The sequence below is a fragment of the Pedobacter steynii genome, from assembly GCF_900103665.1.
GTDB lineage: Bacteria > Bacteroidota > Bacteroidia > Sphingobacteriales > Sphingobacteriaceae > Pedobacter > Pedobacter steynii.
Genome location: NZ_FNGY01000005.1, coordinates 373351 through 398196 on the forward strand (window position 1 = coordinate 373351; position 24846 = coordinate 398196).

A 24846-nucleotide genomic window follows, 5' to 3' on the forward strand; every position below is an offset into this window, starting at 1 on the left:
AAGAAAGCGCCATTAATCAGATTAATGGCGCTTTCTTTTTAACTCACGTTGACGAGCAGTTTATGAGGTATTTTTCTTTCTTCCATAAAGCATAACCGCTCGTATTTATATTCGTTTACTTTTACCGGATCTTTAAGGTCTTTGAAGATGGCAATAATCACATCGTACATCATGATACAATTCAGGTTCAGCTCATTTCTTTTGAAAATCTGAATACACTCATTTGAATACTCATAAGCAAGTACATATTCTCCTCTGTTTCTCAGCTGATTGGCCTGCATCATTCTTAAAATGGCTTCCGAATATTCGGTGAGTTTAAACCGGGTTTTGTTATTATGAATCTCTACCAATATCTGTTCGATCTGATCGGTTTTCTTTCCTGGATTTATCTTTGAGCTTGATAGTGCAAAAACGTTCATCATAAAGATGGTAAAAGCAGTTCTTTTCGAAAATACACGGGGATGTAATTTAGAGATGGTTTTGATGATCCTGATCGTGCCCTCATCACTTCCATAAAAGGTATTCAGGATAAGTAACAATACATAAGCGATTCCCTGTTTGGTATCCAATGCGGCTTTAGTATCTAAAAAAGGATAATTGAAGCTTTCCAGGTCTTGAATCATTGGATGCGGTTCAATCGTTCTGTTGCTCAGTTTGAGGTAAATCAACCAGGTTAGTTCGTAGGGGTTTACCGGCCATCCTTTTACATCCAGGGCACTTAATTTGTTTAACCTCATGGCCACCCTGTCCTGGTCCATACTCATGATGTCAAAAATGGCGAGAATAGATTGATAAATTAGCCGGTTTTCATCAGTATCCGCAACATCTGCCAGAACCGTAACTGCTTCCTTATAACAGGAATCCACGAAATCAAAATTGATCAGTTGTTTGATGAGGATATCATGGAGTTTGTGGTCTGTTAAAAGTTTGATGGTATCGGGACTATACCGGGCCCTGAACCTCAGGTTCTCGGCAATAAACAGAATGAGGTAATTCCGTTCAAAATAATTCAGCTGTAAGTCGAAAATATGAGAGAGGGACCTGAAATCCCCGATCCGGATGATAAAGCGGATGGTCCATTGCAAAAGATGGAACCTTACATTATTGCTTTCATAAGAACTCTGAATAAATTGGAAGAAAGTCCAGTCTACCTGTAAATGGAATTTCTCCAGCAATTCAATAAAGAGAAAGTATTCAAATATATGAGGGTAAATAAAACGTACATATTCCCTCGGCTGATAATCGTCCTGACTTTTCTCTTCCATCAGGATACCCTCGGATAAAAGTTCCATATAGGCATTTTTAAATGCCGATAACTCGCTGATCAGAAGATCCTTTGGAACAGAGTCCACTTTCTTCCCGTAATCCGTGAGCTGAATTACTTTTTTCAGGAAGAGAATTTTCTCGGTATAATAATTTGACCGGTAAATCTTCTCCTGAATAAATCTGGAGATCAGTTCATGAAAAGTGATGCTCGTAGAGTAATTGAAATACGGATCTTCTTCTTTTAACTGATAATACAATTGTATATATAAAGGAAACTTTAATTGAGATTTTAGTTTTGGATTTAATTCATAAACATCAGATTGGTTGATTTTGGAGATGATCTGATCCACTTCCTTACCTGTCAGGGGAGGTACATTGGACACTTCATTCTGATTGAAGTAATTTCCTGTAAACCATTTTGACTTTAAAAAAGCAGAATGCCGGATGCAATCATAAAATCTCATCCATGTAGTAGACCGCATGCTCATCACCAGTTTAATACAATCCACATTTTCAATGGAACAAATAAAGCCGATGATACTTTCAAAGAGCTGCTTCTTTAAATCTTTTTTGATGATGAGTTCTGAAAATCCATCCAGAAAAATGATAAATTTTTTTCCTGTCTGATTATAGTTTTCCTGTATGTGTTCCAGCAGGCTCTCTTTATGGTAAATGCCCAGTTGTACTTTGAGCTGATCTTCGAAGTTAAGTGTAAGCTGGTCTACATTGAAAAAACTATTTGCGGTGATGAACATTACCGTAGATTCTTTGTGTACCGAACATTCGTTATTGAAGAACTTTTCTACTAAATGACTCAGAAGGATGGTCCTGCCATAACCCGGTTGTGAAATAAAACAGGTGTAGGTATAGTTACTTTTAAAGAAGTCATCAAAGTCATGTTCTGCAAATTTTCTGCTGATGGTCATCTCATAAGGAATGCCGGAACGGTTCTTAATCCCTTTCAGGGTAAAGTCGGTGATCCTCTTGGCATTATGTCGTATATCAGTCCAACTGGTTGCACTTTCCTGAGGACTTAAATGAACAGGAGCAGCCCAATTGCCAATTTGTTCCTTATTGACATATTCTGATAAAGTGGTAAGGGTAAACTTTGAAAAGTTATGTTTTACCACAGCGAATCCAAACAACCTCTTTATGGTTGTTTCGCTAACATTCTTATTCAACGTTTTACTGATTTCAATGGAGATCCTTTTACAATCAGCAGGAGTGATGGTTCGAATTCCTGTTTTTAACAGGATTAGACTCTTTACTTCATTTAAGGTAGATATATCGTCCATATACAGTACGAGTGAGCATTAATTTCTTCAACTAAACGAATATAATGCTTTCGGTACAATAATGAACGCGAAGATATGAAGTAAAAAAATGAATGAATGTTGTTTTTATATCTTAACTATTTGTTAAGCAGCTGTTTAAGTGTGGTTTGGGGGTGTTATTTGGGACAGACGGAATCAAAAATGAACAAAATGAATGAATCGATCATTTTTCAGCTTGTAAATGAACAATTCGAACGTGCATTGCGAAGTATTCTATGATTAAAATTGCACCAAAGTAAAATTTTGACATCTCAATTCCGTTCATATGAAATTCACATCTACCCTGCCAGGAAAACTTAAAAAACCTATCCTTATTTTTTTAAGTATTGTAGCTATAACGCTTTTTAATCTGAAATCGTATGCACAATCTCAACAACGTGTTTACGCGTCTACACAAAGTGAGGGAACATTTGGTATTTGTTTGCTTTGTGGCGTAGCTAATCCGGCCCAGGCTGTGGATACCAATCCAAATACCGAATCAACCATTACTGCCGGAGTGAGTCTGTTAGGAGGAGGAATATTTCAGAACCTGATATTCCCGGCTGGAAATCTGCCTGGAAATAATACCGGAGCGGTAGTTAAAGTGTCTACAGGCACCACCCTATCATTAGCAGTTCTTGGAGCAATCAAAGTTCAGGCCTATTTTAATAATACGCCGGTAGGGGTTGTCCGTGATGGGGGAACCGCCTTATTAAATCTCCTGGCAAATGGAAATCAGGCGGAAATATTTGTACCAGGTCCTGGTGTACCTTATAATAGAATCCGGGTTACTGTTGATGGCGGGGCCTTGGCCGCATTAACATCCATTAATGTTTTTCATGCTTATTTTTTAGAAAACACAACAAATATAAATTGTGATGCTCCGGTAGATGAATTACATGGAATCTCTGGAACTGTCGGCGCATTGGGAGGTGTAAACAACCCCGCGAATGCGATAGATGGAGTGGAAAGCACTTTTTCAACTTTAGGCTCTGCGGTAGGTTTGGCGGGATTTGCTCAGCAAACAGTTGTATTTCCAGGTCTTTCTGCGGCGACTGATTCTGCCAGACTACTGATTTCCACAGGAGCAACACTATTGTCTCTTGATTTGTTGGGCTCGATCAGTATCGAAACTTTTAATGGCGGTGTCAGTAACGGTGTTGCTCCCGGTACCGGCGGATTACTTAACCTCAAGTTATTAGATCCTGGTAGCACCATTGGGGTATTGACCTTTGCACCTGGTGTTCCTTTTGATCGGGTTCAGCTGAGAATCGGTGGGCCATTAAGCCTTTTAAATTCGGTTAACCTGCATGAAGTTTCTCGCACAATGGCTTTGCCAACAACCATAAATATAAACAGTTCTGCCTCAGCTACCGGTATCGCGTGTACCGGTGATGGGGTCACCTTAAATATCAATACCCCGGAAGCGGGTGCTACCTACACTTGGTATACCCAGGCTACAGGAGGAACCGGAACTACCGGTGTAAGTTTTACGCCTACAGGCCTGGTAACCGGTGTTAATGATTTTTATGTATCAGGAAAAAGGGCTGGATGTACGAATGAATCTCCGCGTAAGCTGGTGAGGATAACGGTAAATAATCCGGTCTTGCCAGTGGTATCTGCAGTGACTCCGATCTGTGCCGGATCCAAAGCAACTTTGCAAATTGGCGCTCCGGTAGTAGGGGAGACTTATCGCTGGTATGATGCTTCTACTGGCGGAACGTTAGTCTTTACCGGAGAAACGTTTTTAACTCCTGTACTGGCTGCAAATACAACCTATTATGTAGAGTCCGTGATTGGCGCATGTTTCAGTGCACGTAAACAGGTTGACGTAACCGTCAATGCACTTCCGGCAGATGCACAGGTATCTTCAACGAATGTAAATATCTCTACCGGACAAACCGCTACACTTTCAGCGACAGCACCGACGGCAGGTAGTATCGTCAACTGGTATACAGTTTCAACAGGCGGAAGCCCGGTTGCAACGGGAACCAGCTTTACTACTCCGGCACTAAACGCAAATACTACCTACTATGTAGGAACTCAAAGCGCCGGAGGTTGTGCAAGTCTAAACAGAATTGCAGTTAACGTTACGGTAACGAATGTTACACCAGGGGTAACTTGCAAATCGGCTAATTCCCAAACCAATGCTATCCAGGGAATATGTATCGGTTGCGAAGTATCAGACCCTGGATTCTCTGTGGATGCGGATCCGCTTAACTTTAGCAGTATCCGCCTCGCTGTAGGTGTCCTTGCGGTTGGATATCAGCGATTGGGCTTTCCTACAGCTGGTGTGGCTACAGATAGCATCCGTCTTGATTTGAGGTTGCCTGGAAATGTGGTTGATCTTTCTCTTTTGGGTGGGGTAAGTGTGAATGTCATGAATGGCAATTCAATTGTGGCATCTTACGACCTTAACTCTGCATTGATCCATCTTAATCTTACAGGTGGCGATCGCTTTAAAGTAACTGTTCCTGCCGGAGCGGTTTACGATGCGGTAGAAGTACGTTTCGGCGCGGTACTGTCGGCAGTAACTGCACTTGATATCTTCGGTGCAGAAGTGATTTATCCAAAACCAACTGTTGCCGGCACAGGTCTTAACATCTGTTACGGAGCATCAACCACGCTGACTGCAACACCAAACGGTGGTACAGATCTGAAATGGTACGCTGACCCAACAGGTGGTATTGCATTGGCTACCGGAAATACCTATTCTCCGACAGGACTTACAGCTACGACTACCTATTATATAGAAGTAGGTAAAGGTTCCTGCGTAAATGCAGAACGTGTACCGGTTACGGTGAATGTAAACCCGGCCATTGTTTTTGCCACAGCTTCCTTAGCCAATGCTACGATCGCTTCCAGTTATTCAAAACAAATTCCTGTTGCGACAGGAGGAACACCTGCATTTAATTATACGCTGGCTCCAGGCAGCACCTTGCCTGCAGGATTAACATTATCGGCAACGGGATTGATTTCCGGAACCCCGACTGCAACTGAAGGAGCTTATCCTTTTTCTGTTGTGGCTACAGATAGTAAAGGTTGCACCGTCATTACGCCGTTTAACTTAACAGTCACTGCTGCTTTGTCTCTTCCCGCAGCAACGCTTCCTAACGGAACGGTGAACACCCTATACCCAACACAAACACTTCCGGCTGCTATTGGCGGAACCGGACCTTATACTTATAGCGCTACTCCAGGAAGCCTTCCTCCGGGATTGGCCTTTAACCCTGTTACCCGCGAAATCACAGGTACACCAACTCAGGCTGGAACTTATCCGGTTCATGTCACAGTAACCGATGCAAATGGAAATACCAAAACAGCAGACTATACGATAATCGTTAGAGATCCTCTTGTGTTACCTACAGCAACACTTGCAAATGGTACAGTTGGAATTCCTTATCCTGCCCAGGCTATTCCTGCAGCAACTGGTGGCATAGGTCCTTATGTTTATAGCGCCCCTGCAGGAAGTCTTCCTCCGGGATTGACTTTTAATCCGACTACCCGTGAGATCACAGGTACACCGACACTGGCAGGAACCTATACGATTCCTGTGACGGTAACCGATGGAGATGGAAAAACCATCACCACCAATTATACCGTTGTTGTAGGAAATCCACTGGTTCTTCCTCCGGCAACACTTGCCGATGGAAATGTGAATGTAGGTTATACTTCACAACCGATTCCTTCTGCGACCGGAGGTACAGGCCCTTATACTTATGTGGCGACAAACCTTCCTTCGGGATTGAACTTCGACCCGATTACCCGTATCATTTCCGGTACGCCAACACAATCCGGTTTATATTCGGTAACCGTTACCGTAACGGATAATGTTGGGACCACGGCAAGTAATAGTTATGCTTTAAGAGTGATCGGTGCTTTATCTCTTCCAACAATGGCATTGGCCGATGGAACTGTAGGAACCGTTTACACGGAGCAAACCTTGCCGGAAGTAACCGGTGGAACGGGCCCTTATACTTATACATCTGCAAACGTTCCTTTGGGATTGAACTTCGATCCAATTACGCGCAAGTTAACAGGTACACCAACACAAGGTGGAACATTTACTTTCTCTGTAACGGCGAAAGATGCAGCTAACAATTCGACAACCACAGACTTTACCGTAAAAGTAAAAGTTGATCCACCAGCAGTGGCATCGACGAGCATCTGTTCAGGAAGTACGGCTACACTTAGTGTGAGCAATACCTTACCGGGAGTAACTTACAACTGGTATGCTGCTACAGGAAGTACGCCAATTTTTACAGGGCCAACTTATACTACGGCTGCATTAACCGCTAATACCACTTATTACGTAGAAGCAGTTTCCGGAACAGCGGTAAGCAGCCGTACTGCGGTTACCGTAACGGCACGCCCAACTCCAGCTTTAGCTATCGTTTCTGCCGGACAATCGATCAGTGCCGGACAAACAGCTACACTTCAGGCTTCTGCCGAAGCAGGAAATACCATCAACTGGTTTACTACACCAACAGGGGGTATTGCAGTGGGTACTGGTACGAGCTTTACCACTCCGGTATTAAATACCACTACTACTTATTACGCAGAAACAGTAAACAGCACAGGTTGCGTTAGTACCAGCAGAGCTGCGGTTATCGTAACGGTTACCACTGGCCCGGTTAATCCTAACTGTAATGCGGCGACAGCTCAGGAGACCAAAATCGAATCTCTTCTTTGTTTACTTTGCGGAATCACTGATCCGTCTGGTTCAACAGATGCAGACCCCGCTACATTTACCACCATTAACCTTGGGGTTAACGTAGCCGGTGTAGGGTACCAAAAACTGATCTTCCCGAATTCCGGAGCAGCTACAGATAGCATCCGCTTAGATCTTGAAACTCCGGTAGGCCTTGCCGATATCGGATTAATTAACGGTGGAACAATTACCGTTTACAATGGAACAACCGTCGTAAAGGTTTATCCATTGAACTCTCCTCTGTTAAATCTTGAGCTTTTAAATGGCAACAGGTTCCAGGTTACACTTGCTGCAACGGGAACTTACAATGCGGTGGAAGTCCGTTTTGGAGCTGTTGCAAATTTATTAAGCCGTTATAATATTTATGGTGCTGCTATCATCTATCCTAATCCAACTGTTGCTGCAACGGGTCAAACGATCTGTGCAGGAAATGCCACAACTTTAACTGCTACTGCAAATGGAGGTACTACTTTAAAATGGTACGCCACTGCAGCAAGTGGAACAGCATTGGCTACAGGGGAGACTTTCACCACACCTGTACTTGCTGCAACGACAACTTATTATATTGAAGTGAGCAAAGCGGGTTGTGCAAACGCCCTTCGCATTCCGGTTACCGTAACGGTAACTGCTGCACCAACACCACCAGTACTGGCAACGGTATTACCGGTATGTTATGGTTCAACCGCCAGCCTGGTAATCAACACTCCCGGAGCAGGAGTAAGCTATAACTGGTATACAGTGCCGGCCGGAGGTACTTCGGTATTTACCGGAACTACTTTCGTTACGCCTGCATTAACTGCAAGTACGATTTATTATGTAGAAGCAGCGAATCCGGGATGTGGTGTTTCTACAAGGACCTCAGTTCCGGTAACTGTGAACCCAATCGTAACGCTGCCACAGATTCAGGCTTCCGCAACTACAGTTGCTTCGGGTCAGAGCGTGGTCTTAACAGCGACTTCGCCAGATGCAAATGTGACCTTTAACTGGTTTGATTCTGCAACCGCAACGACGCCAAAATTCAGTGGTGCAACTTATGTTACAGAACCACTTACCGCAACGACTACCTATTATTTAGAAGCAAAATCGAATGCAACAGGTTGTATCTCGCTGAGCCGTGTGCAGGTAACCATTACTGTAGATAACAGCTTGCCAAGCCCGGTTCCTTGTGAGGCTGCAATTACAGAAACACATGATGTGACCGGAGTAGCCTTGCTTTCCGCGATATTTAATCCACAACTGGCCATTGATAACGATACCAGAACGGGTTCTTCGTTGGTGATGCCTGTTGGACTTCTGGGCGCTTCAGTTTACCAACGCCTTGGCTTCGGTTCTGTTTCGAGTCCCGGAGATACTGTTAGGGTCTTATTAAGTGCACCAGGTAAACTCTTGAACCTGGGATTATTGTCCAGTATTCAGGTTGGAACATACAATGGTGTGACCAGTAACAATGATGCGGTTTCTATAAACAATACTTTAATACACCTGGACTTGTTGAGCAATAACAGTCAGGCGCTGATTAGCTTTGTGCCAACAGCCGCCTTTGATCAGGTAGAGGTTCGCTTAAATGCTGGTCTTGCCGGTGTGCTTTCAACGATTGATGTGAATTATGGAAGACGTGTTTTAGTGGCACCAACGTTGGCTGTTGCTAACCCTATCATTTGTGCAACGCAAACGGCCACTTTAAATGTTCAAAATCCAAATGCAGCGCTTACCTATAAATGGTACGATTCAAGATTACCGGGAGCCGTAGCGCTGGCAACCGGGCCATCGTTCACTACACCAGTATTGAATGCAAATACTACTTATTATGTAGAAGCAAGCAGAGCTTCCGGTTGTGCGAGTTACAGAACACAGGTAACGGTAACCGTGACGCCTGCACCGGCAGTACCTGAACTGGTATCTGCTACTATAAATACCTGCGTTGGAACTACCGTTACTTTGGAAGTGAAAAATCCACTTGCCGGAATTACTTATAAATGGTATGACGCTGCAGGAGTGACCGAGCTGGCAACAGGAACAACATTTACTACGCCTGTATTAGCTGCGGCTATCAATTATCAGGTTGCTGCAGTTTCAACGAACTGTAATGTGCCTTCTGCTACAAAAGCAACGGCACAAATTACGGTAACCGGTTTAGATAAACCAGTGGTTACCCCGACAGATGCAGTCGTAAGATCAGGAGCTCCTGCAACATTAGCAGCTTCATCAAGCACTGCCGGTGTGATCTTTAAATGGTACGATTCACAAGCGCCGGGTGCAATTCCGATTTTCACCGGCCCGACCTATACAACCGCTCCACTAATCAATACAGGTGCAGCGCCAGTCGTATATACGTATTATGTATCAGCAGAAATCGCTGGTGGATGTACTTCTACTACATTAACCACTGCCACGATCACCGTATTGCCTGCGGTTGATCCAACCAACGACTTGCCTTGTGAAGTGGCAACTATTCAGAAAAGAGCAGGTGTAGATGGCGTAGCACTATTGGGAGGAGTCTTCAATCCTGGATTGGCAACAGATCTTAGTTCTGCGACTGCCTCATCATTGGTGATACCAGTTGGCCTTCTTGGTGCTTCGGCTTATCAGCATATCGCCTTTACCGGCCTTTCTGTTGTCGGAGATACGGTTCGCATCGGCATCTCTTCTCCTGGTAAACTGCTTACTTTAGCGGTTTTACCTTCTATAGAAATTACCACCTATAAAGACCTGGTAAGCAATAATGACATGATGGTGGTTAGCGATAGCAATCCATTGGTCAAATTGGATCTATTGAGCGATAACAGCGGGGCAACGATTTCCTTTGTTCCTTCAAAACAATTTGACGGAGTAGAACTAAGGTTAAAATCAGGCCTGGCTTCAGTATTATCGACACTTGATTTCAATTATGCCAGACGATCATTGGTTGCACCAATAGCATTAAGTGCAAACGTTTCTGCCTGTCTGGGAACTGCGGCTAATTTAGCGGTTCAAAATCCAATTGCAACAGGAACTACTTATACCTGGTACAAAGGAACGTCACCTGCTTCTGTAGGTACAGGTGCTACCTTTGCCACAGAAACTACGCTGGCGGCAGGAACTTACGATTACTATGTAACTGCTAGCCGTAATGGTTGTGCAAGTGCAAAAGTCAAAGTTATGGTAACTATACTTCCGGCACCAGACGCACCGGTAGAATTGGCAGGTAATCCAAAAACTACTTGTCCTAATACTCCGGTAACACTTGGTGTAACGCCGGTAGCTGGTGTGAGCTTCAACTGGTTTGATGCGCCGACAGCTGGAAATAGCCTGGCCGCAAATGCCAATAGCTATACTACTGCTTCGAACCTGAGCCCGGGAGTGTACAACTTCTATGTAGAAGCTTCGAATGCAAATTCATGTCTGAGCACAACTGCACGTACAAAAATTACGCTTACAGTTAACCCTACCGCAACTCCTGCCGACATCAACATAGCTGGAGCGGATGCGCCTTTCTGTAAAGACACGAAAGCAACCTTAACTGCAAGCAGTATCACGGTAACCAATCCAATATTTATCTGGTACAGGGATGCAGCCCTAACAGACCTGGCCTTTACAGGACCGGTGTTTGAACCAACGATTACGGCGAGCACTACTTTCTATGTACGGGTGAGCGGCGATAATATTTGCGCGAGTACACCTGCAAACGCAAAAGTGGTGACCATCAACGTGAACCCTCCTGCGGTAGCAAGTGACATCACTGTCACAGGGGCCGGTGCTCCGTTCTGTAAAGGATCGAAAGCAACACTTACGGCAAGTTCAACCACGGTAACCAATCCAAAATTCACCTGGTATACTGATGCTGCATTAACGAATGCAGTAGCCAGCACCGCCATATACGAACCAATATTAACAGCTGGCACAACTTTCTACGTGACCGTGAGCGGCGATAATAAATGTCCAAACTTACCTGCTGATGCCAAGGTGGTAACCGTTACGGTGAACACCCCGGCTACAGCCGCGGATATTGCTGTTGCAGGAAATGATGCTCCGTTCTGTCAGGGAACAAAAGCAAGCTTAAAAGCAAGTTCAACAACAGTAACCAATCCTACATTTATCTGGTATACAGATGCTGCCTTAACTGTCGAAGTGTTCAGAGGAGCAACCTACGAGCCAACGTTGACCGCAAATATTACTTATTATGTAACTGTTAGTGGCGACAATAAATGTCCAAATGATCCTGCAGATGCGAAAGTGGTAGCCGTTGTAGTCAACACTCCTGCAACAGCTTCGGATATTAATATTGCTGGAAATGACGCGCCATTTTGTAAAGGAGCAACCGCTAAATTCACAGCAAGTAGTACTACCGTAACAAACCCGGTATTTACCTGGTATAGGGATGCGGATCTAACGGATGCCATTTTTACAGGTCCGGTATTTGAACCTGTATTGACTACCAGTACTACTTATTATGTAACCGTTCGTGGATCTAACAGATGTGAAAGCCTGAAAGCAGGAGCAAAAGTGGTGACTGTAGTGATTAACCCACCTGCGGTATCTGCAGACATCAGTGTTGCCGGAAATAACGCACCTTTCTGTAATGGTACAAAAGCTTTATTAACCGCAAGCAGTACGACCGTAACAAATCCGGTATTTACCTGGTATAAAGATGCAGCCTTAACGGATGTCGCTTTCACGGGCCCGGTATTTGAACCTGTAGTTACTTCAACAATTACTTATTACCTAACCGTTCGCGGATCGAATAAATGTGAGAACGCAGCTGGGGATGCAAAAATTGTAACCTTGTTAGTGAATACTCCGGCAGATGCCTCAGATGTTATCGTTTCGGGAGCAGATGTTCCGGTTTGCGCGGGTACAACAGTTAAATTAACTGCCAGCAGCACGACAGTAACAAGTCCGGTGTTTACCTGGTATACAGATGCAGCACTTACAAATGCGGTGTTTACCGGAGCAGTGCTGGAAAAAGTACAGACGGCAACGATTACTTACTACGTTACCGTAAAAGGAGCGAATAAGTGCGAAAACCTTCCGGGAACGGGTAAAGCAGTTACCCTGACCGTAAATCCTTTGCCGGATGTACCAGTGGTTCTGAGCAGCAACGGATTTGCCATATGTTCGGGAGATGCGACGGTACTTAGCATCTCGAATCCACAAGCCGGAGTTACTTTCGAATGGTACGATGCTGCGGTAGGGGGTACCTTATTGGGCACGGGTTCAAGCTTGTCTACAGGAGCTTTAAATGCGACGACCGATTTCTATGTGCTTGCGAAAAGTGCTTCAGGTTGTGGTAGTGCAACAGGCAGGGTGAAGGCGACCGTTACGGTAAACACCAGACCTGCGGTTCCGGCGGTGACTAATGCTACAGTGAATGCTTGTCCTGGAAGTACGACAGTTTTGGGTGTTTCTAATCCGGTAGTGGGTATTACTTATAGCTGGTATGCCGACCCAACAGGTGGAACGGCATTAGGTACAGGTACCAACTTTACCACACCAGTGATCACTGCAAACAGAACATTCTATGTGGGTGCTTCCAATGCGACCTGCAGCAGCACAAGCAGAACGGCGGTTGCAGTAAGTATGCAGACCGCTCCCACTGCACCTGCTTCGGTGATTGGGGCAGCAAGTCCGCTATGTGCCGGTAATCCAGCTGTACTGTCGGTTAACAATCCGGATGCAGCACTTACTTATCGCTGGTATAGTTCTGCTACAGGAGGTATCTCCCTGTCTGAAGGAAGCAGCTTTACTACGCCATCATTAGCGGCAACGACGACCTATTATGTGGAAAGTGTCAATAAAACTACAGGATGTACCAGTGTGGTACGTACCTCGGTGGTCGTGACAATCCTGCCTAAACTTACTGCGCCTGTAGTTTCAGTGCAGTTGGCAACAGCAACGAGTGTCAACTTTACATGGGCTGCAGTAGCAGGAGCTACAGGCTATGAAGTCTCTGTTGATGGTGGAACAACCTGGATTGCGCCAAGCTCGGGAGCTGCGGGATTAACGCATCTGATCAGTGGTCTGAAACCAGACCAGGCGGTAACGATCAGGGTAAGAGCCTCCGGACAATTGCCTTGCCAGCTGAGCGATGCTTCAAGCCTGAACTCGAAAGCGGAGAACCCATTGGGCAACCAGATCTTTATACCGAATACATTCACACCAAATAACGATGGTAAGAACGACATCTTCTATGTATACGGAAATACGATTGCTAAAATGAAACTCCGCGTCTACAATCAGTGGGGCCAATTCATCTACGAATCTCTAAATGTGCTGAATGGATGGGATGGAACCTATAAAGGAGAAATACAGCCGAACGGAGTGTATGTATATGGTGTGGACATCGAGTTTAATGACGGAACAAAAACAACGAAAAAAGGAACAATAACCCTATTGAGATAATAAACACATTTGTTATGAAGAACCTAGTAAAAATTATAATAGCAGGAGCGTTTTTGAGTTTAGGAACGCAAAGGGTTATCGCACAGATTGATCCTCACTTTTCACAATATTACGCCCATCCACTGTGGTTAAACCCTGCATTAACCGGGGTTACCGATGGTGATTACAGGGTGTCCATAAATGCTAAGCAGCAATGGGGGGGTGTCTCTAATTCGTTTTTAACCGGGGGTGCGTCATTTGACATGGCCCCCGTTAAAAATCTCGCTTTCGGGGCGATGGTGCTGAACCAGAATGCAGGAGATATCAGTTATAACCATCTAAGTGTCCTGGCCTCCGCGGCTTACCGGATTCACTTTGGCGAGACGGGACAAAATATGATCAACTTCGGCCTTCAGGCAGGGATCCTGAACAAAAGTTTTGATGCTTCCAAGATTACCCTGGGCAATCAGTTTAACCCGGTAACGGGCTATGATCCTAACTTTGGAATCAGCGAATCTTTTGCTTCTTCCAATACGCTTGTTCCCGATGTCAATGTCGGGGTAATGTATTTTGATGGGAATCCGGACCAGCGTGTGAATGTCTTTGCAGGCGCAACGGCTGCCCACCTGACCAGGCCTATCGATAAATTTCTAGGCACCGATGTGCGGATGCCTATCCGATATGCGGGACATGGAGGCGCAAGGATTAAAATAACCGACATGCTGGACATTACACCCAATGCATTGTACATGAGACAGGGAAATGCGAGAGAAACCTCTGTTGGTGCTTATGCGAAAGTGATGCTAAATCCTGAAGCAGACCTGATGTTTGGAACAAACTATCGGGTGGATGATGCTGCAATTGCCTTCTTTGGCCTCAATATTAAAAACATGGTATTTGGTGTGAGTTACGACTTTAACACCTCCAGTTTTAATAAAATGGCCCGTAGTCAGGGTGGACTGGAATTGTCCATCTCCTTTACCCGAAGGAAAGGTATTATTGGCCCGAATTTCTTTTGTCCAAGATTATAATATAACGCGATATGAAACTTAAAATATTACTCGTCCTCTGCCTGCTTAGCAATATTGTCAGTGCTCAATTTGTAACCAATAGCAAAAGAGTTGCTGATGTTTATTACCTGAATAAGGAGTATTATGCTGCCGCAGAATATTATAAAAAAGCTTTACAGATCTCTCCGGATAGTTCTGGTTTTGTGGTGCCTTATGGCTTTGAATCTAAGCTGAAGCAAGAAAGTCCGAAGAAGGAAGATTATGAATATAATGTTTTCCAGCTGGCAGAGTCACTCAGACAGTATAAGAACTTTACTGACGCGGAGAAATGGTATGCCATTGCTAAAGACTTCAATAACCCGAAATACATCCTGAGTACTTTTTGGTATGGGGTGACGTTAAGGGCCAACCAAAATTATACGGAAGCCATCAGTGCTTTCGAGACTTTCCAGAAGAAATACAGGGCCAGCGATGAGTATGCGGCCAGGGCTAAAACTGAAATTGCTTCCTGCAAGTTCGCCCTATATGAGGTGAGCCATCCGCGGTTGTTTAAGCTGGGAAGACTGAAGAATGACATCAACCAGGCGGGTTCCAATTATACGCCATTGCTAAGAGGGAATAACTTTTATTTTACCTCTTCCAGGCCGGTGAACAGTACCGGTAAAAATGTGGTGTTATCGGATGGAAAAAATGCTTCAAAAGTAACAAGAAAGCAAACGCCGTATGTAAATGCGATTTATGAAACTTCAGGAAATCCATTAACGGGAAGCATTTCTATCAAGAAAATTCCAACCAGCAACAAAGACAAAGAACTGGCTACACCTGCATTCCTTCCCAATGGAAAAGTGATGTTTATCACCGGATGGAGTGCTAAGGAAACCAGAAAGATTTATCAGCTGACTTCAGCCTCTGTAACAGGAAAAGATTGGTCTGAGCCGATAGAGCTTGGTGGTAATATCAATGTGAAAGGTTTTAATGCCATGCAGCCTTCGGTGAGTAAAAACGGGAAGTACCTGATCTTTTCTTCAGATCGTCCCGGCGGACATGGAAAGTATGATTTGTGGTATTGTGCGATCCGCCCGGATGGCTCGCTTGGACAGGCGATAAACATGGGCAATACCATCAATACTTCAGGGGATGAAGAAGCGCCGTACTACAATGTGAAAACTAAAAAATTATTGTATTCCAGTAATGGAAAAGTAGGCCTGGGTGGCTTTGACTTTTATGAAAGTGATGGTGATTTTGACAGCTGGTCTGAACCCCGGAACTTAGGATATCCATTTAATTCTTCTAAGGATGATCTTTATTTTACACCTTTGGATGATGCTGATGTGGAAGGCTATATCAGTTCCGACAGGGAGTCTTTATGTTGTCTGGAGATCTTTCATCTGAAACGCGAATACCTGAGCATCAGAGGAAGAATCCTGGATTGCAAAGATGGAAAACCATTGGAGAATGCAGTGGTGACACTTGCGGACTCGTTGCAGCAGTTTAAGTTTACAACGGGAGCAGATGGACAATATAACTTCAGAGTCAACTCTAACCGTCAGCTAAAGATTACAGCAGAGAAGGCGCAGTACTTTACCAAGAACTTAAGCTATTCTTACGATCAGCTGGCACAGAAAGATACTTTGTTCAGCGAAGAGATCTGCCTGATCCCTTACAAGAAAGATGAAGCAATTGTACTCAAAGATGTGCTGTATGAATTTGATAAGGCAGAGCTGACCGCAGATTCTAAAGTAAAAATGGATTACTTATACAACATCCTGGTCGACAATCCAAAAATTGAAATAGAGTTGAGCTCGCATACCGACAGTAAAGGGACGCCTGCTTACAATCTGGATCTTTCTGATAGAAGAGCTAAATCCTGTGTGGATTATCTCCTTGCAAAAGGAATTCCGGAAAACAGAATGAAGAGTAAGGGCTATGGTATGACCAAGCCGGTTGCACCGAATAAACTTCCAAATGGAAAAGATAACCCGGCGGGAAGAGCACTAAACAGACGTACAGAATTCAAGGTTACCAAAGATTAATACAAATTCTCTCTCAAAAGCCCTGGTTTGAATATTAATTCTTAATATTCGGACCGGGGCTTTTACATTTGCATTAAAAAAGCAAATTATGCATACTGAAGCTCATATTAAAATGGTAGCGGATACCTTACTTCCTGGATTCTTACCGAAAGATCCCAATGAAAAAAATCTTGTTTTTCATTTTACATTGCCTCCAAACGAGAATTATAAAGTCAGCTATCTTAAAACTGCTAAAAACGAATGGGTATTTAGCAGTTCAGAAAAAGTAGATAGATAAGCATCCTGGAATTGTTTTTTTAAGAAAATCGATCATTTTGTTTACTTTTAACTGATATTCAGTTCTATAGCTGTTTTGGGTGTGAGGGCGCCTTTACAAGGGAATGGGATAATATAGCGGATATAATGGATGTAGCGTAGTAAAATAGGCTGATTAATCATCAAAGTGAGTAATAATTGCCCACATTAAGTTGTTGGGTATTGTTGGTTCTGCATTGATTTTCGGGCTGGATTACCGCATTTTGTTCCATTAGTCTTCTTTATGTTCAAGATTCAATTCTTCCTGTGTGCCAAAGAGATAACACCTCCCAATAGGTATGGTAATTGTTAAAGTATACATGACTAGATTTTAATAAATTGGAAACAAACATAGGAAGTATCCTGATTCCGACGGATGAAGATGCAAGATTGGAAAACCTGAAAAAGTATAAGATTCTATATACGAAAACTGAACCTATATTTGATCAGCTGGCAGCCCTTACGGCAACAATGATGAATGTACCTATTGCGATGATTAATTTCGTGGACCGGGATAAAGTGTGGACCAAAGCCGATCAGAGCGGGCATGTAGGACTGGAAGTAGGCCGGGAGGTCAGTTTATGCTCCCTGGCGATCTTAAATGGCAGTGTGACGGTGTTTGAAGACCTCATCCGGAATCCTTGTCTCATCTCTAACCCACTGATTGCCGGAGAATCCGGATTGCGCTTTTATGCGGCAGCAGCAATTACGACGAACGAAGGTTTCAGGGTGGGTGTAGTTTGTATTGTAGATAAGAAGCCAAGGGTGTTTAAAGAAGAAGACCGGAAGAAACTGGAGCTGATCGCATTGATGGTGAGAAGGGAAATGAACAAGCGGGTAGGGATCCCTGAATTTGAAATTCAAAACGCATAACTATATTTTTGTAAACTCATGAGGATTACAAAAATCAAAGACCATATCCCAATGGATTTATTCCTGCTGGCAGATCCGGCAGAAAAGAGTATCCTGGGATACCTTCCGGATTCACTGGTTTATATTGCTAAAATTAAGGAAGAAACAGTTGGCGGTTATATCCTCCAACCCATAGGTCCGGCGAAGTACGAACTTAAAAATATTGCCGTAATGCCCGGATATCAAAATCAGGGTATCGGTGGGGAATTGCTCCGGCACCTTTTTGGAGTCGTAAAAGAACTTAACGGAGAAAGCATCGAAGTGGGGACCGGAACCTTTGGCTATCAGCTGTCCTTTTATCAGCGTGCGGGATTCCGGGCAGACCGCATTGATAAAGATTTCTTCTTACTGAACTACAAGGAAGCCATTTTTGAAAATGGGATTCAGCATAAGGACATGCTGCGGTTGCTGATTAAACTGTAATTCCCTCTTTTCTCAGAATGTAATTATAAATCCCTTCAATAGGCTTCTGATAGATTTTGCCCACTTTTACCTGATTGTTTAAACAGACTTCTCTCAATACATCCCGGTAATAAAAAGCGATAGAGCCTACGAAATGGCAATCCAGACTTTTATAGTTCGCATAGTCTTTAATGTTGGTATCTACGAATTCCTGAAAGCCTTCACGTAAAATGTTAAGAATAAAAGGATGGTCTGTATGTTCTGCCATGAAACGGCTGATGGAAGCGAGGTAGGTATTGGGTGATGGTTTCTGATAGAGATTAGTGACTACCGTTTCTTTATCGATCTGGTAATTTTGTGCAAAAATTACACTTAACTCGGCAGGCATATTTCCGTACAGATAACTGGTGATGAGTTTGCGGCCAAAGAAAGTACCCGAACCTTCATCACCCAGAACATAACCTAAACCATGAGAGCCGCTATGAACGTTTTTGCCGTCGTAATAAGAAATGTTTGATCCTGTCCCCAGAATGCAGGTTAAGCCTTTCTGATCCCCGCAGGTGGCGTAGGCAGAGCCGATTAAATCATGTTCCACAGAGACATAAGCCTGCGTGAAAAAAGAAGAAATGCCATTCGAGATAACTTCTACTTTATCAGGAGAAGAACAGCCTGCACCAAAGAAATAAATTTCCTTTACTTTTTCCGCATAAGCCGCGATTTCCTTTTTCTTGGAAAAAAGCTTAAAAATATCATGTGCATTCAAAAAATAAGGGTTAATGCCCTGTGTGCTGAAACTGATGGTCTCTTCCGGGCTGTAACCCATCCAGTCAGTTTTTGAGGATCCGCTGTCTGCTACTAAAATCATTTGCTAAAAATAACAATCTTATTGAATATTTAAAGTACCACTGATTTCTTTTAAGCTGATTTCGGTAAGTTTTGCCTGATACTGAGCATCCAGGAACCGGGTAATGGCCGTAATTGAGTTCCTTTGTGCCTCTCTGAGCTCCAGCGGGGAGATACTGCCCAGGCGGTATTTTTCAAGCGTAATGTCCAGATTTTGTTTTGCAATGTTCACATTGGTCTGCTCCACCTTCAGCAGGTCGAGGTTGGTCAGGTAATTCTGATAAGCCGAAAGCAGTTGCGCATTGATGTCCTGCCTTGCTTTTTCCAGGTTCAGTTCTGTGGTATTGATCTGTACCTTTGCGTTACGCTCATTCTGACGCTGCAGGAAGCCGTTAAACAAGTTCAGACTTGCCGTTACCCCATAAGTAAAACCGTTGGCCCTGAACTTCTGATTAAAGCCCGTAGGACTCGTGCTGTTCGAAAATTCATAACCACTGTTTAAACCTACCGTCGGATAACGTTGTCCCTTCACTTGTTTCAGGTTCAGCTCTGCAATCTTTTTATTGATAAACGCAGATTGTAAAGCAGGGCTCAGCTGCTCCGTAAGACCAGACAATTCCGTATAGTTGAGGTTCCTTTCGATTTTAATATTTTCATCCACTTCAAAAACCAGGTTCAGGTCTCTGGCCATCACCTGATTGAGGCTCACCATATTCGTCCTGAGTACATTCTTTTGCTGTAAATAAAGGGAAGTATCTGCATTATAATCTACCGTAGCAGAAAGGACATCCAGTTTAGATCCCCTGCCGATCTCCAGCTTGTTCTTAGCGATCGTTAAGCGCATTCTCGAAATGTCGAGTGCCGTGTCTGTTGCCATAACCAGTTGTTGTTGTCTGGCTAAGGCATAATACCCACTGATCACATCCGCCACAGTGGCAATTACGACTCCTTTTGCGTTGACCTCTCCCAGCTTTTGTAATTCTTTTAAACGGTCATAATTGGCAAACATCTGAAAACCATCAAATATTGTCCAGCCTAAAGCGGCACCATAGCTTTGATTCGTGCTTCTGGCACCGTTGGTTTTCCGCTCTGGTCCTGTTGCAGGCGTTTGTACTGTGTTCTGTACGCTACCCCCTCTGGCATAATCGGCAGTTAGTTTTGGCAGCATTCCGGCATTTCCCGGATTGATGTTGTTTTTCGCAATTTGTATTTCATTATTTACGAGACGGATGTCGTAATTGTTCTTTAACGCAGTGCTGATGGCTTCTTCCAGACTCAGCTTTTGCTGTGCAAAGCCTGTACTGCCTGTTAGCAGCAGTAACGTAGCAAATAGAAGTTTCCTGGTTTTCATGGTCTTATAGAGTTGAAACTGGATCATGGGTTAATGTGCTTTTTTTTCTAAGCTTTCTTCCGCTAAGGCCGCTTTCAGTGAAAGTTCTAATTCTGTATTTGCTTTGTGCTCTTTAGACCAGTAAGAATAGATGGCAGGGATCACAAATAACGTTAAGATCAGGGCGAACATCGTTCCCCCAACGATCACGATTCCCATTCCCATCCGGCTTTTTGCTGCGGCACCTAAAGCCATGGCAATCGGTAATGCACCGATGGCAATGGCGAGACTGGTCATCAGGATTGGTCTGAGCCTGGAAACCGAAGCTTCCCTGATGGCATCGTGAACACTCTTTCCGGTTTCTTTCAGCTGATTGGCAAATTCCACAATCAGAATCCCGTTTTTGGTCACCAGTCCGATCAGCATGATCGTTCCGATCTGGCTGAAGATATTCCAGCTCTGACCAAACAACCAGAGCGATAAAAAGGCCCCGGCAACGGCCATGGGTACCGTCAGAATGATGATCACAGGATCTACAAAACTCTCAAATTGTGCAGAAAGGATTAGGTAGACCAGCAATAAAGCAAGGCCAAATGCGAACATGGTATTGGAAGAACTCTCCTGGAAATCCCTGGATTCACCACCAAGATCGGTAGAAAACGATTCATCCAGTATTTTAGCAGAAATCCGGTCCATGGCCTCAATTCCTTCACCGATACTTTTACCCGGAGCCAGACCTGCGGAAACTGTTGCCGAAATGAAACGGTTGTTCCGGTACAGTTGCGGCGGACTGCTTTTTTCTCTCGCCGTCACCATATTGTCTACCTGAATGAGCTCGTTTTTGTTATTTCGTACATAAACAGAACTCAGGTCCAAAGGATCTTTACGGTCATTCATCTCGAATTGTCCGATCACCTGGTATTGCTTGCCGTTCATAAAGAAATAAGAGAAGCGCTGACCACTTAAACCCAGTTGAAGCGCCATCCCGATATCCGAAACAGAGACTCCCAGGTTTTTCGCCTTATCTCTGTCGATCGTTAAATCGATTTCTGGTTTGTTAAACTTAAGGTCTACATCTGAAGTCGTAAAAGTAGGGTCCTTGGCCACTTCGTCCATGAACAAGGGCACTTTTTCCCTAAGCTTATCAAAGTTCTGTGCCTGGATAATATAATTGACAGGCAAGCCCCCTCTGCGGCCTACAGAAATGGTCGGTTGTTGGGTGACTACCACTTTTCCTTCCGTATATCTTCTGGTGATCCTGGTTAGCTTGGCCGCGATCTCATCCTGTGTACGCCCACGGTCGCCGGGGTCAGATAAGCCCATTCTTATAAAACCACTGTTGGTAGATCCCGATCCGCCAAATCCCGGAGAAGTGATGGTAATGTTGACCTTCGTTTGGGGAATAGAATCGGTAATCATCTGCTGGATTTTCAGCATAAAACGATCCGTATAGGCAAAGGAAGAACCTTCCGGCGTGGTTACCCTCAGGTTGATCGCACTGCGGTCATCATAAGGTGCCGTTTCTTTTGGCAGGATTTTCCAGAACAGGGCAATCATTGCCACACAGACCACAATGATGGGAATGGACAACCATTTTTTATTGAGAAACTTATTCAGGTTATCCGAGTAACTGTCGTTCAGCTTTACAAAATAAGGCTCTGTAAGGTTATAAAATTTAGATTTTTCATGCCCTGTCTTTTTCATCAGGTAGGCATTCAGCATCGGTGTTAAAGTTAAAGACACAAAGGCCGAGATGAGCACGGCCGCACCAATCACAATCCCGAACTCCCGGAAGAGCCGCCCGACAAATCCCTCCAGAAAGATAACGGGTAAAAATACCGCTGCAAGGGTCACGGAAATCGAGATTACCGCAAAGAATATCTCATTCGATCCTTTGATCGCTGCTTCAAAAGGAGAGTAGCCTTCTTCCACCTTTTTAAAGATGTTTTCTGTCACCACAATCCCGTCATCCACCACCAGTCCGGTGGCCAGAACGATAGCAAGCAACGACAATACGTTGATGGAGAATCCAAAAATGTACATGATGAAGAAGGTAAATATCAACGAAACCGGAATATCCAGCAAAGGCCTGATGGCAATTGCCCAATCTCTGAAAAACAGGTAAATAATGAGGATCACCAGGATCAGGGAAAGAATGATGGTCTCGGCAACTTCCGTTACCGACATTTTAATAAATTTCGTGGTATCTAAAGAGATGTTCAGCTTGATGTCTTTTGGAATATCTTTCTGTAACTGCTCAAATCTTTTATCAAACTCTTTAGAGATGTCGAGGTAGTTCGCCCCTGGCTGAGGAACAAGACCTACAGCTACCATGGGTTTTCCTGATTCTCTCAAAATGGTTTCTTCATTTTCTGAACCCAGTACGGCATAACCTACATCTTTCAGGCGGACTACATTATCGGTGTCGTTCTTCAGGATCAGGTTGTTGAATTCTTCCTCATTGGTCAGCTTTCCCAATGTTTTCACGATCAGCTCGGTATTCGCACCGGTGATTTTTCCCGATGGCAGCTCTACATTTTCATTGTTAAGCGCGGTTACAATATCCTGGGAAGTTAGTCCGTAAGCGGCAAGTTTATCCGGAGAAATCCGGATGCGCATGGCATATTTCCTTTGGCCCTGAATCTGTACACTGCTCACCCCGGTGATGGTCTGGAGGCGGTCGGCGATTACATTTTCTGCATAATCACTCAGTTCCATCACATTGCGTTTATCGCTTTGAATGGTCATGGTGATCACCGCGTCAGAGTTGGCATCGGCCTTGCTGACTACCGGATTTCCGTCGATGTCTTTGGGCAGACTTCTTGCCGCCTGTGATACCTTGTCACGCACATCGTTGGCCGCATCGTCAATGTTCTTGTTCAGGTTAAATTCTATGGTGATGTTGCTGCTTCCCTGGTTGCTGGAAGAGGAAATGTTCCGGATCCCGTCAATCCCGTTGATGGACTTTTCCAGGGGTTCCGTAATCTGTGACTCAATAATATCTGAGTTTGCCCCAGGATAGGAGGTCCTCACAGAGACGACTGTAGGGTCAATGTTTGGGTATTCCCGGACGCCCAGGAAATTATAGCCGATGACACCGAAAAGAAGGATCATCAGGTTCATAACGATGGCCAGAACTGGCCTCTTTATACTGGTGGTTGAAATGCTCATAAAGGAAATTAATTTTTAACCACAGTTACTTTCACAGGGGCATCCTGTTTTAAAGCCATTGCACCGGTAGTCAATACCGTATCACCTACTTTCAATCCGGAAGTGATGACAATATTTTCAGCAGTCCGTGTTCCTGCTTCTACTTCAATCTGCTGGGCCTTACCATTCTTGCTGATAAATACCGTTTTGCCCTTTAATACCGGGATAATGGCCTCATTTGGAATCAATATCGCATCTTTTGAGGTGGTCAGGGCAAGTTTAATCTTGGCAAAAGATCCGGGAAGGAGCTCCTGACCAGGATTTGGAACCAGGGCTTTAATTTGCAGGGTTCTGGTTTGGGTATTGATGCCAGGTTCGATGGCGAAAACCTTACCCGTAAATGATTTTGTATAACCATCGGTAGTGAAAAATACCTCAGCGCCTGTTTTGATCTGCCCGATGTATTTCTCCGGAACAGAGAAACTGATTTTTAATGGATTGATGCTGGACAGGTTGGCAATGATCGCTGCCGGGGTTAAATAAACCCCTTCGGAGATGGAGCGTAAACCAATCTTTCCGCTAAAGGGGGCGAAAATGGAGGTCTTTGCCAATTGTGCACGGATTAGTTGGGTCTGTGCTTTCAGGGATTGAAGGTTGGCAAGGGAAGTATCGTATTCTTCCTGACTGATGGCGCCTTTTTCCAGTAATTGTCTGGAGCGGTTCTCATTGGTTGCAGAGAGCTTTTGTTTCGTTAAAGCATCCTGTAACTGCGCCTGAATATCACGGTCATTGATCTTCACCAACAGACTGCCCTTGCTTACGTTAGAACCTTCTTTAAAATTGATACTGGTAACCAAACCGGAAACTTCGCTGTGAAGTTCTACGGATTCATTCGCTTCCAGCGTTCCGGTAACTTCCAGATCGTTGTTGAAATCACCCGTCTTGACAACAATTCCATTCACCTGTAGCCCTTTTCCCGGACCGCCTTTTCCTTTACCCATTCCGGCACCCTCACTGGCGATTTTTTTATTGGCAGAAATGCGGTAATAGACTAAATAGGCAATGCCCAGACCGATTAGGATATAGATGATGTATCTTAGTTTCATATGTGGTGAATAGGATATGTTAACGTGCAAAAATATTTAAATATACGGCCTGTAATAGCTTGTATTAAGTATGTTACAGCCTAATATTCTTTTTAAGGACAACGAAAAGAGATAAATTA

General features: G+C 44.1%; 11 protein-coding genes. 6 read left to right on the top strand and 5 right to left on the bottom strand.

Translation table 11 applies throughout. The annotated features are described in order from the left end of the window. Window positions 1-38: 38 nt before the first annotated feature. A complete protein-coding gene (locus BLQ87_RS15995; RefSeq protein ID WP_074608593.1) occupies window positions 39-2561 on the bottom strand; it encodes an NACHT domain-containing protein in 2523 nt (840 codons plus the stop codon). 304 nt (window positions 2562-2865) lie between these two features. On the opposite strand from BLQ87_RS15995, the gene BLQ87_RS16000 reads away from it, so the two are divergent. The 6 genes from BLQ87_RS16000 (at window position 2866) to BLQ87_RS16025 (ending at window position 18319) form a co-directional block, all read left to right on the top strand. Next, window positions 2866-13668: an Ig-like domain-containing protein gene (locus BLQ87_RS16000; protein ID WP_074608595.1), complete on the top strand. Its 10803-nt coding sequence runs from the start codon at window positions 2866-2868 to the stop codon at window positions 13666-13668. A gap of 14 nt (window positions 13669-13682) precedes the next feature. Beyond that, entirely contained in the window at window positions 13683-14678 is a 996-nt protein-coding gene (locus tag BLQ87_RS16005; RefSeq protein ID WP_074608598.1) for a PorP/SprF family type IX secretion system membrane protein, read from the top strand. 11 nt (window positions 14679-14689) lie between these two features. After that, a complete protein-coding gene (locus tag BLQ87_RS16010) occupies window positions 14690-16690 on the top strand; it encodes an OmpA family protein (RefSeq protein WP_074608601.1) in 2001 nt (666 codons plus the stop codon). Between the two features lie 88 nt (window positions 16691-16778). Further along, window positions 16779-16967 carry a hypothetical protein gene (locus BLQ87_RS16015; protein ID WP_074608603.1) on the top strand — a complete coding sequence of 63 codons (189 nt, stop codon included), beginning with the start codon at window positions 16779-16781 and terminating at the stop codon, window positions 16965-16967. A gap of 356 nt (window positions 16968-17323) precedes the next feature. Next, window positions 17324-17857, top strand: a complete 534-nt coding sequence (locus BLQ87_RS16020) for a GAF domain-containing protein (protein WP_074608605.1) — start codon at window positions 17324-17326, stop codon at window positions 17855-17857. Window positions 17858-17875: 18 nt separating this feature from the next. Next, entirely contained in the window at window positions 17876-18319 is a 444-nt protein-coding gene (locus BLQ87_RS16025) for a GNAT family N-acetyltransferase (protein ID WP_216857810.1), read from the top strand. On the opposite strand, the gene BLQ87_RS16030 is transcribed toward BLQ87_RS16025, so the two are convergent. Genes BLQ87_RS16030 through BLQ87_RS16045 form a run of 4 tightly spaced genes read right to left on the bottom strand, consistent with a single transcriptional unit; the run spans window position 18309 to window position 24727 of the window. Continuing rightward, window positions 18309-19163 (bottom strand): N-acetylglucosamine kinase, encoded by an 855-nt coding sequence (locus BLQ87_RS16030; RefSeq protein ID WP_074608607.1) that lies wholly within the window; start codon window positions 19161-19163, stop codon window positions 18309-18311. The two genes, BLQ87_RS16025 and BLQ87_RS16030, sit on opposite strands and share 11 nt — an antisense overlap. Window positions 19164-19181: 18 nt before the next feature. Continuing rightward, window positions 19182-20492 (bottom strand): TolC family protein, encoded by a 1311-nt coding sequence (locus BLQ87_RS16035; RefSeq protein ID WP_074609003.1) that lies wholly within the window; start codon window positions 20490-20492, stop codon window positions 19182-19184. A gap of 30 nt (window positions 20493-20522) precedes the next feature. Further along, window positions 20523-23642, bottom strand: coding sequence for an efflux RND transporter permease subunit (locus BLQ87_RS16040; protein ID WP_074608610.1), 3120 nt, complete (start codon window positions 23640-23642; stop codon window positions 20523-20525). A gap of 8 nt (window positions 23643-23650) precedes the next feature. Then, window positions 23651-24727, bottom strand: a complete 1077-nt coding sequence (locus tag BLQ87_RS16045) for an efflux RND transporter periplasmic adaptor subunit (protein ID WP_074608611.1) — start codon at window positions 24725-24727, stop codon at window positions 23651-23653. Window positions 24728-24846: the final 119 nt, after the last annotated feature.

Coding starts and splice junctions, on each gene's coding strand:
- BLQ87_RS16035 (WP_074609003.1), bottom strand. CDS start 20,492: ATGAAAACCAGGAAACTTCTATTTGCTACGTTACTGCTGCTAACAGGC.
- BLQ87_RS16010 (WP_074608601.1), top strand. CDS start 14,690: ATGAAACTTAAAATATTACTCGTCCTCTGCCTGCTTAGCAATATTGTC.
- BLQ87_RS16045 (WP_074608611.1), bottom strand. CDS start 24,727: ATGAAACTAAGATACATCATCTATATCCTAATCGGTCTGGGCATTGCC.
- BLQ87_RS16040 (WP_074608610.1), bottom strand. CDS start 23,642: ATGAGCATTTCAACCACCAGTATAAAGAGGCCAGTTCTGGCCATCGTT.
- BLQ87_RS16000 (WP_074608595.1), top strand. CDS start 2,866: ATGAAATTCACATCTACCCTGCCAGGAAAACTTAAAAAACCTATCCTT.
- BLQ87_RS16005 (WP_074608598.1), top strand. CDS start 13,683: ATGAAGAACCTAGTAAAAATTATAATAGCAGGAGCGTTTTTGAGTTTA.
- BLQ87_RS16025 (WP_216857810.1), top strand. CDS start 17,876: ATGAGGATTACAAAAATCAAAGACCATATCCCAATGGATTTATTCCTG.
- BLQ87_RS16030 (WP_074608607.1), bottom strand. CDS start 19,163: ATGATTTTAGTAGCAGACAGCGGATCCTCAAAAACTGACTGGATGGGT.
- BLQ87_RS15995 (WP_074608593.1), bottom strand. CDS start 2,561: ATGGACGATATATCTACCTTAAATGAAGTAAAGAGTCTAATCCTGTTA.
- BLQ87_RS16015 (WP_074608603.1), top strand. CDS start 16,779: ATGCATACTGAAGCTCATATTAAAATGGTAGCGGATACCTTACTTCCT.